We start from the raw sequence: 9538 nt of genomic DNA on the forward strand, positions 1-9538 counted from the left end.
TTCCCCGGGATCCGCTGCCGCGGCGGCATCGCCCGGCAGGGGTTCTGGCTCACCGACCGCGGGATCCACACCTCGGCGGTGCTGTTCGCCCCGGACGAGGCGACCGACCGGCTCCGGGTCGTCGTCGGAGTGCCCACGGACGGCCTGGACGACGACGCCGAGGTCCTCGACGGCGACGGGGCGGCGACCCTCGTGCTCGACGTCCGCGGGACCGGCGCCGTCCGCGCCGCCGGTCGCGCGCCGGCCCGCGGCGACGACATCATCGGCCCCGACTACACGCTGCTGTGCGACCTGCTGAGCCTCGGCGACGCGCTCGAGGCGGCGCGTGTGCGCGATCTTCTGCACGCCGTCGTCGGCGCGGCGGACGGGCTCCTCCCGACGGGGCGGTACACCCGGCTGACGCTGGTCGGGCGGGGCGCGCGCAGCTTCACGGCGGCGGTCGCCGCCGCGATCTGCGGACCGGCGGTCGGCCTCGACCTCGACGAGCGCCCCGCCCCCGAGCAGGAGGCGCGCACCCGGGCGTGGGACGCCTCCGCCGGACGCTGGCAGTGGGTCCTCCCCGGCTACGCGAGCGCCGTCGGCGATCGGCTACTTGAGCGGCTGAACGACCCGGGTGTCGGTGGTGAGCATCGTGACCTCGCCCTCCTCCGGACGGTACGCGACGCGCTCGCGGCGCCCGCGCTCGCGCGGATCCGCCACGGGGATGGCGGACAGCAGTGACCGCGTGTACCCGTGCTGCGGGTCGGTGAACACCTGCTCGGCGGCGCCGTACTCCACGATGCGCCCGTAGTACATCACCGCCACGTGGTCGCTGATCGACTCCACGACGGACAGGTCGTGCGAGATGAACACGTACGTCAGGTCGAGCTCCTCCTGCAGCTCGGCGAACAGCTCGAGCACCTGTCGACGCACGGACACGTCCAGCGCCGACACCGCCTCGTCGGCGACGACGATCCGGGGGTCGGTGATGAGGGCACGGGCGATCCCGATGCGCTGACGCTCCCCGCCGGAGAACGCGTGAGGATACCTGCTGAGCGCGTCCGGGCTCAGCCCCACCCTGGTCAGCAGCGACGCCGCCTTCTCCCGGCGCTCGGGGGCCGTCCCGATGCGCGCCGCCGCGAGCGGCTCGGTGATCACCTGCTCCACGGTCATGCGCGGGTTCAGCGAGCCGTAGGGATCCTGGAACACCATCCGGATGTGACGACGGTACGGCAGCAGGCCGGCACCGCTCACCTGTGCGAGGTCCACCTCGGAGCCGGCGTCGTGGCGGTAGAGGATGCTCCCGTCCTGAGGCGTGTAGGCGCGCAGGAGCGTCCGTCCCAGCGTCGTCTTCCCGCACCCGGACTCGCCCACGACCCCGAGCGTCCTGCCCCGCTCGAGCGTGAAGCCCACGCGGTCGAGCGCCCGGAAGGTGCTCGTCCTGCGCGAGCCGAAGCGGCGGCCCGTGCGGGCCTGGAACTCGACGGTGAGGTCCCGGACCTCGAGGATCGGCCGCTCCCGCTCCTCGGGCGGCGACGGCGTCGCACGACGCCGGGCCGAGGCCCCGTTCTCGGCCTGCCGCTGCGGGAGGGCGTCGAGGAGCTGCCGGGTGTACGGGTGCTGCGGGGCGTGGAAGATCTCCTCCACGCTCCCCCGTTCCACGATCTCGCCCCGGCGCATCACGACGACGTGGTCGGCGACCTCGGCGACGACGCCGAGGTCGTGCGTGATGAAGAGCATCGACATCGACAGGCTCTGCTTGAGCTCGCGCAGCAGGTCCAGGATCTGCGCCTGGGTGGTGACGTCGAGGGCGGTGGTCGGCTCGTCGGCGATGAGCAGCGACGGACGGGAGATCAGGGCCATGGCGATCATGACGCGCTGGCGCATCCCGCCGGACAGCTGGAAGGTGTAGGCGTCGATCCGTTCCTCCGCGCGGGGGATGCCGACCAGTTCCAGCTCCTCGACGATGCGCCGGCGCACGGCCGGGTCCTTGTACTTCGCGCCCTCGTGGGTGCGCAGCACGTCGGCGATCTGGTCGCCCACCGTGTGCACCGGGCTCAGCGCCGACATCGGCTCCTGGAAGATCATGCCGATGTCCTTGCCGCGGATCGCCCGGATCGGCGCCCCGCGCGGATGGAGGGCCGCGATGTCGACCGGCGCCGACTCGGGCGCGGCCCGGAAGTCGATGGATCCGCCGACGACGCGTCCCGGGACGTCGACCAGCTGCATGATCGAGCGCGCCGTGGCGGACTTGCCGGATCCCGACTCCCCCACGATGCACGTGGTGGTGCCCCGCGGCACGGAGAGGTCGATGCCGCGGACGGCCTCGACCTCCCCGCCGTCGGTGAAGAACGAGGTCCGAAGCCCCGCGATCGACAGGATGTCATCGGTCATGGATCGTCGTCCTCTCAGTTGCCGTACGGGTCGGCGGAGTCCCGGAGACCGTCGCCGACGAAGTTGAACGCCACCACGGCCACCACGACCGCGACGCCCGGCAGCAGCAGCCACGGAGCCGCCGCGACCGCCTGCACGCTCTGGGCGTCCTGGAGCAGCACGCCCCAGGAGACCGCCGGGGCGCGCAGGCCCAGCCCCAGGAAGGACAACGAGGTCTCGGCCAGGATCATGGCGGGGACCGCGAGGCTCACGGTCGCGATGATGTGCGACAGGAACGAGGGCAGCATGTGCCGGGAGATGATCCGGCCCGTGCTCACGCCGTCCAGTCGCGCCGCGAGGACGTAGTCCTCGTCCCTGGTCTGCAGGAACCGCCCGCGGATGACCCGCGCGAGGCTCGTCCAGCCCAGCAGGGACAGGATCACGGTGATCATCAGGTACGTCTCCAGCGGCCCCCACCGGGGCGGGATCGCCGCCGCGAGCCCGAGCCACAGCGGGAGGGTCGGGATCGACATGATGAACTCGATCACCCTCTGGATGACGTTGTCGATCCAGCCGCCGAAGTAGCCCGACACGCCGCCGAGTACGAGTCCGAGCACGAGGGATATCGCGACGCCGACGAGTCCGATCGACAGGGAGATCTGCGCTCCGTAGATGATCTTCGACAGCAGGTCCGCGCCGCTCTTGTCCGCACCGAGCGGGTACCACCGCTGTCCGGGCTCGGTGGGGCCGAACAGGTGCACGTCGGCGGGGATGAACCCGAGCAGCCGGTACTCGTCGCCGCGGACGAAGAAGCCGAGGGTGATCTTGGTGTCCCTGTCCTCGGTGAACACGCGCTCGAGCGTGTCGATGTCCGTCTCTCCCGTCGTGGCGTACACGAACAGGCCGTCGCTGACGCTGAACTGCGGCACCTGGGGCGGCTGGAACGCGTGGTCGGCGCTCGTGGACTGGCTGGAGAACGGGGCGAAGAAGCCCGCGAACAGCGCGACGGCGTACATGGCTCCGAGCACCCAGAGGCTGACGACCGCCAGGCGGTGCTTGCGGTAGCGCGCCCAGATGAGCTGACGCTGCGAGGCGGACCGCGGCGGGGCGGAGACGGCCTCGGGAGGGGATGCGGGGGCGAGGATGCTCATGCTCTTCCAAATCGGACTCGGGGGTCGACGACGGCCAGCAGGATGTCGGACAGGAGCGTCCCGATCACCGTGAGGACGGCGACGATCAGCAGGACCCCGCCGGCGAGGTACATGTCCTGCGAGCGCAGCGCGTCCAGCAGCAGGGGTCCGACGGTGCCGAGCGACAGCACGACCGCGACGATCACCTCCCCGTCGAACAGTTGCGGCAGGTGCCACCCGGCGGTCGAGACGAACGGGTTGAGCGCGATGCGGACCGGGTACTTGCGGATCAGCGCGCCCTCGGTCATGCCCTTCGCCCTGGCCGTCGTGACATACGGCTTGTGCAGCTCGTCGAGCATGTTGGCCCGCATCGTGCGGATGATCCCGGCCGTCCCGGCCAGCGACAGGATCACGACCGGGATCCACAGGTGCGCGAGCAGGTCGCCCGCCTTCGCCCAGCTCCACGGCGCGTTGACGTACTCCGGGGAGAACAGGCCGCCGACGCTCTGGCCGAAGAAGGCGAAGCCGATGTACGCCAGCACCAGGGCGGCGAGGAAGTTCGGCGTCGCGAGAGCGATGAAGCCGATGGTCGAGATGACGTAGTCCGGGGTCTTGCGTTGCTTGATCGCGGAGTAGATCCCCGCGGGCAGGGCGATCAGCCAGGTCACCAGCAGGGTGGACACGCCCAGCAGGAGGGTCAGCGGCAGCCGCTCGAGGATCAACTGCGAGACGGGGCGCTGGAACTCGAAGGACAGGCCGAAGTCCCCGGCCATGACGATGTTCCCGATCCACTTGCCGTACTGCACCCAGAACGGCTCGCCGATGCCGTAACGCGCCCGCAGGGCCTCCACGAACGCGGGGTCCACGGACTGGCCCTGCGCCTCCAGCGCCTGCACCTGCGTGGTGAGGAAGTCACCGGGAGGCAGCTGGATGACGAAGAAGGCCACGATCGAGATGGCGATCAGGGTCGGCACGACGTTCAGCACGCGCATCCCGATGAATCTCCACATAGAGGTGCTCCTTGATCCGGTCGGGACGGTGTTCAGGCCGGGGACGCGAACGACACCTGCTCGGTCTTGGTGATCCCCTCACGCCCGTAGTAGAAGGACAGCGGCGGCTGGTCGTCGCGCACGTTCCGGAGATCCTTGCTGACGATCACCGGCGCGAAGGGCAGCTTCATCAGCCCGATCATGTAGACCTTCTCGTCGTGCTGGGCCATGATCTTCTTGCCCGCCGCGATGCGGGTGTCGTCGTCGGGCGCGGTGCGCAGCTCGTCCCACAGGTCCATGAGCTGCTTGATCTCCTCGGGCGGGGCGATGCCGTCGGCGCCATTGGTGGCGTACCACATGCCGAACGCGGGAGCGGAGTGGGACCCGCTGGAGGTGGGGATGTACCAGACCGGCTCCAGGTCCCAGTCGTCCTCGATCACGGTGGTGCCGTCGAAGTCGAAGTCGTTGGTGCTGCGCAGCTGCGCGTAGAGCGTGGCGTCCACCGGGCGCAGGTTCACGCGCACGCCGACCGCGGCCCAGTGCTTGGCCACGATCTGGAGGGCGTCCGACCGCGCGATCCCCGCGTTGTCGTCGACGTAGATGACCGTGAACTCCAGCGGGCGCCCGTCGGCGGTGGAGCGCGTGTCGCCGCTGCGGGCGAGTCCGAGCCCGTCGAGCAGCCGGTTGGCCCGATCGGGGTCGTACTCGATCGCCGTCCCGCCCCCGCCGACGTCGTACGGGCTGTTCTCGGTGGCACTGGGCTGGCGGACGATGCCCAGCCCGCCCAACAGCGTCTTGTTGATCTCCTCGCGGTCGATCGCGAACGACAGCGCGGTGCGGAAGTCCGCGTTCAGCATCAGGGCGCGGATCGCCTCGTCCTTGTGCGAGAGGTTCGGGCAGAGGGCCAGGAGCGATCCCACCGACTGCCAGCGCAGCAGGGAGAAGCCCTTCTGCTCGGCATTGCGGAGGAACACCTGGGAGGAGTTGTATCCGACGAAGGTCCCCTGGAAGTCGAGGTCGCCGTTCGCCGCGCGCAGATCGAGCGCCGACTGGTCGAGCACCTGCACCTGGATCCGGTCCACGTACGGCAGCTGCCGCCCGTCCGGGTCCGTCTTCCAGTAGAAGGGGTTGCGCTCCAGCTCGGCGGTGCCGCTCTGCGCGTTCGCGGGCCGGGTGACGAGGAAGGCTCCCATCACCGGCCGCTCGGGGTTGGTCCAGGGGTTGTCGCGGTCGCCGAAGTACTGGTCCCACGAGTCGAACCCGGCCGCCTTCGCCGCGGCGTCGACGGTCGCCTGGTCGGTGTAGTCGGGATGGAAGGCCGCGAGGTAGTGCTTCGGCTTGATGATCTGGGTGCTGACCGCCGGGTGGCACATGTACTTCTCGAACAGGGCGAAGGGCTCGCGGAAGGTGATCACCACGGTGTCCTCGCCGTCCTTCGCCACCGTCGGCAGCGTCTGTCCGACATCGGCGAACCACACCGGCGGCGCCGGGACCAGACGCGTGTCCCCCAGCCAGTTCTGGATCGCGAACAGGACGTCGTCCGCGGTGAAGGGCTCGCCGTCCGACCACTTCAGACCCTTGCGGATCGTGAATCGGTACTCGCGATTGTCCTCGCTGCGGCGGTACTCCTCGGCGATGCTCGGCTGGGCGCCGTCCGCCTTCAGCGTCCACTCGATGAGACCGGCCGCGGCGAACGCCTGCACGATGCCGGCGTCGGTCGCCGAGGTCTGGGCGCGCTGGAGCGTGCCGCCGAACGCGCCCGGCCCCGAGACCGGCTTGACGATCATCGGGGCGGAGGGCAGCCGCTCCTCCAGCTTCGGAAGCGTCCCGGCCTTGACCCGTTCGGCGAGCATCGGGGACTCCTTGGCGTCGGAGGTGACGCCGCCGAACGTCGGCGTGCCCTCCCCGGTACAGCCGGCGAGTCCCAGCGTCAGCGCGCCGAGGCCGGCGCCACCGAGAATCAGCAGGGAACGGCGGGACATCGTCATCGTGCCATCCATGTCTTCCTCACATCCTTGTCGGGAAACGGGGCGAGCGGGCGATCGGGGGGCGAGCGGGTGCTCAGAGGGACTGCGCGGCGAAGTGCGCGCGGACCTCGTCGCGCAGCGGCGGCACGTCTCGGGGCGTGGACCCGTCGCGGAGAGAGTCCGTGGCCAGCGCCGCCGCAGCGACCGCGAAACGGGCCGCGATCGGCGAGACCCTGGTCTTGCGACCGCTGCGGACGAACGCCAGGAACTCCTCGAACAGGATCGGATCGGCGCCGTTGTGCCCGCCGTCCGCGGCGGGGATGGGCACCTCGCGGTCACCCTCGGCCTTGTACTCGGTACGGCGGTCCCACACGCGGATGACGCCGCCGTCGGGGGACATCCCGAAGTTCTCCATGCGCCCTTCGGTCCCGATGACCGTGTAGTTGCGCCAGTAGTCGGGCGTGTAGTGGCACTCCTGGTAGCTGGCGAGGACGCCGTTATCGAGCTCCATGTGCATCATCGAGAGGTCCTCGACGTCCATCACGGGCGCCATCCCCTTCTGGCTCAGCGGCGGCCAGTTGTCCTCCCGCGAGATCCACTCGCGGACCACCTGGCCGCTGCGGTCGGCCCGGTCGGTGATCCGGTGGTAGAGCGTCTGTCCGCCCATGCCCGTCACCCGCGTGGTGTAGCCGCCCGAGAGCAGGTGGATGATGTCGATGTCGTGCGACGCCTTCTGCAGCAGCAGGGATCCGACCTTCGTGCGATCGGCATGCCAGTCCTTGAAGAAGCGGTCGCCGCCGTCGCCGATGAAGTGGCGGCACCACACGGCCTTGACCTCGCCGATCGCCCCCTCCTCGATCAAGCGGCGCATAGTCGAGAAGACCGGCATGAGGCGCATGTTGTGCCCGACGTACAGCCGGGTGCCGGTGCGCTCGGCGGTGTCGAGGATGCGGTCGGCGTCCTCGAGCGTCGTGGCCAGCGGCTTGTCGACGAAGGTCGGGATCCCGGCCTCCAGGAGGGCGGTGACGTGCTCGGCGTGCAGGTGGTCCGGACTCGTGACGAACGCGGCGTCCACGCCGGCGTCCACGAGGGTGTCGACGGTCGGGCCGATCGTCACGGAGTCGCCGAAGTCCCTCGTCGCCCGGGCCTGACCGTACGGGGAGGGGTCGACCACGGCCACGACCGTGGCGTCGCCGTCGAGCTCGGCGGCCCGCTGCGCGATGACTCCGCGGTTGCCGTAGCCGACGACGCCGAGTCGGAGATGGGAAGTCATGTCGCTCTCAATCGTCATCGATGTTCGGGAGGACCGCGGGGGGCGATCCGCCCTCAGACTAGCGCTACAAGCGCTTGCTGTAAATATGCAGTCTTTGCTGTTGTTGTCAGCAATGTTGCCGAAGTGGTGCGAGAATCATGGTGGCCGAGGGGAATCCTCGGCTAGGTTTGGGCCAGGATCGACGAGGGGACGAGAGAGATGTCAGTGACGCTTGCGGACGTCGCGAAGGCGGCCGGGCTGTCGGGCTCGACGGTGTCGCGCGCGCTGTCGGCCCCGGAGAAGGTGAACGCCCAGACCCGGGAGCGCGTGCGACGCATCGCCGAGGAGATGGGCTACGTGCCCAACCACACCGCCCGCTCGCTGACGTCGGGACGCACGGACATCCTCGGCCTCATCGTGCCGGACATCGGAAACCCCTTCTTCCCCCCGATCATCAAGGCCGTCCAGGCGCGCGCCCAGGCCAAGGGCCGCACGGTGCTGATCGCCGACACGGACGAGCGCCCCGCCGACGAGCCCGTGCGCGCCGGCGAGATGCGCGCCCGGGTGGACGGGCTCATCGTCGTCTCGCCGCGCAGCGACGGCGCGACACTCACCCAGCTGGCCTCCCTCGGGCCCGCGGTGTTCGTCAACCGCGTGGTCCCGGATCAGACGAGCATCGTGATCGACGCGGGCGACGGCATGCGCCAGGCCGTCGAGCACCTGGCCGCGCTCGGGCACCGCACCATCGCCTACCTCAACGGACCGCGCCGGTCCTGGTCGAACCAGCAGCGCGAGAAGGCCGTCGCGGACGCGGCGGCCGCCTTCGGCCTGACGATGCGCGAGTACGGGCCCTTCGAGCCGCAAGTGCAGTCCGGCGTGCACGCCGCCGACCTCGTGCTGGCCAGCGACGTCACGGGCGTCATCGCCTACGACGATCTCATCGCGCTGGGCGTGATGGCCCGCCTCAACGAGCGTCACGTCACGGTGGGCCGCGACCTCAGCATCATCGGCGTCGACGACAGCCCGATGTCCTCGATGGCCTACCCCACGCTGACGACCGTGGCCGTCCCGGGAATGCAGGCCGGCTCCGCCGCCGTCGACGCCCTGGTCCGCCGACTGGACTCCCCCGACGCGGACGCCGAGACCATCACCCTGGAGACGCGGCTAACCGTGCGCAGCTCGACGGGCCTCGCCCCGCGACCGGAGTAGCCCGGGCACGGGGCCGCCGTCACCGGCCGAGCACGCAGCCGTCGCGGACGACGAGCTGTGGCCGCAGCTCGTCATCCCAGACGACGAGGTCCGCTGCGCACCCCACGTCGATGCGACCGCGCTCGTGGGCGACACCCACCGCCCTGGCCGGGTTCTCCGTCGCCATGCGGAACACCTGAGGCGCGTCCCAGCCGAGCTCGAGCACGAGATGGCGGACCATCGCCGGCAGGAGGGTCGTGCTGCCGGCGAAGCTGTCCTCGCCGAGCACCATCCCCACGCCGTCGCGCACCTCGCAGCGCACATCGCCCAGCCGATAGCGATACCCCTCGGGCATCCCGGCCCCGGCGGTCGCGTCCGACACGATCACCAGATCCGCGCCGAGGCACCGGCGGGCGATCTCCAGCAGCGACGCCGGCAGGTGCTTCCCGTCGGCGATGACCTCCGCGGTCATGCCGCGGGACGCGAGAGAGGCCTCCACGAGACCGGGCACCCGCCACGGCCCGTCACGACGCAGAGCGGACTGCCCGCTCCACAGGTGCGTGATGTGCGTGGCGCCCGCCCGCTGGATCTCGGCCAGCGCCGCGCCCGGTGCGTCGCTGTGGCCGACGGCGACGACGACGCCCGCCGCCGCGAGCTCCG

7 protein-coding genes are annotated in these 9538 nt (G+C 70.5%); 1 reads left to right on the plus strand and 6 read right to left on the minus strand.

Going from position 1 to position 9538, the window contains the following annotated elements:
• Positions 1–588: 588 nt before the first annotated feature.
• From MR1_RS17535 to MR1_RS17555, 5 genes are all read right to left on the minus strand, one after another.
• Complete coding sequence (locus tag MR1_RS17535) at positions 589–2373, minus strand: ABC transporter ATP-binding protein (protein ID WP_067250038.1); 1785 nt, start codon at positions 2371–2373, stop codon at positions 589–591.
• A gap of 14 nt (positions 2374–2387) precedes the next feature.
• Complete coding sequence (locus tag MR1_RS17540) at positions 2388–3503, minus strand: ABC transporter permease (RefSeq protein WP_067250041.1); 1116 nt, start codon at positions 3501–3503, stop codon at positions 2388–2390.
• Positions 3500–4492 carry an ABC transporter permease gene (locus MR1_RS17545; RefSeq protein ID WP_067250044.1) on the minus strand — a complete coding sequence of 331 codons (993 nt, stop codon included), beginning with the start codon at positions 4490–4492 and terminating at the stop codon, positions 3500–3502. The genes MR1_RS17540 and MR1_RS17545 overlap by 4 nt, the downstream gene beginning before the upstream one ends.
• Before the next feature lie 32 nt (positions 4493–4524).
• Positions 4525–6459, minus strand: coding sequence for an ABC transporter substrate-binding protein (locus tag MR1_RS17550; RefSeq protein WP_169797713.1), 1935 nt, complete (start codon positions 6457–6459; stop codon positions 4525–4527).
• A 73-nt stretch (positions 6460–6532) separates the two neighbouring features.
• Complete coding sequence (locus tag MR1_RS17555) at positions 6533–7711, minus strand: Gfo/Idh/MocA family protein (protein ID WP_067250050.1); 1179 nt, start codon at positions 7709–7711, stop codon at positions 6533–6535.
• A 198-nt stretch (positions 7712–7909) separates the two neighbouring features.
• Here MR1_RS17555 and MR1_RS17560 point away from each other — a divergent pair, with 198 nt between their 5' ends.
• Complete coding sequence (locus MR1_RS17560; RefSeq protein ID WP_067250054.1) at positions 7910–8899, plus strand: LacI family DNA-binding transcriptional regulator; 990 nt, start codon at positions 7910–7912, stop codon at positions 8897–8899.
• A 19-nt stretch (positions 8900–8918) separates the two neighbouring features.
• Here the strand turns inward: MR1_RS17560 and MR1_RS17565 are convergent.
• Positions 8919–9538, minus strand: a 620-nt coding sequence (locus MR1_RS17565; protein ID WP_157518343.1) for an amidohydrolase family protein, incomplete at its 5' end; no start/stop codon positions are given.

Origin of the sequence: Microbacterium resistens NBRC 103078, assembly GCF_001552355.1 — a bacterium.
GTDB lineage: Bacteria > Actinomycetota > Actinomycetes > Actinomycetales > Microbacteriaceae > Microbacterium > Microbacterium resistens.

Coding starts and splice junctions, on each gene's coding strand:
- MR1_RS17550 (WP_169797713.1), bottom strand. CDS start 6,459: ATGACGATGTCCCGCCGTTCCCTGCTGATTCTCGGTGGCGCCGGCCTC.
- MR1_RS17560 (WP_067250054.1), top strand. CDS start 7,910: ATGTCAGTGACGCTTGCGGACGTCGCGAAGGCGGCCGGGCTGTCGGGC.
- MR1_RS17540 (WP_067250041.1), bottom strand. CDS start 3,503: ATGAGCATCCTCGCCCCCGCATCCCCTCCCGAGGCCGTCTCCGCCCCG.
- MR1_RS17555 (WP_067250050.1), bottom strand. CDS start 7,711: ATGACTTCCCATCTCCGACTCGGCGTCGTCGGCTACGGCAACCGCGGA.
- MR1_RS17535 (WP_067250038.1), bottom strand. CDS start 2,373: ATGACCGATGACATCCTGTCGATCGCGGGGCTTCGGACCTCGTTCTTC.
- MR1_RS17545 (WP_067250044.1), bottom strand. CDS start 4,492: ATGTGGAGATTCATCGGGATGCGCGTGCTGAACGTCGTGCCGACCCTG.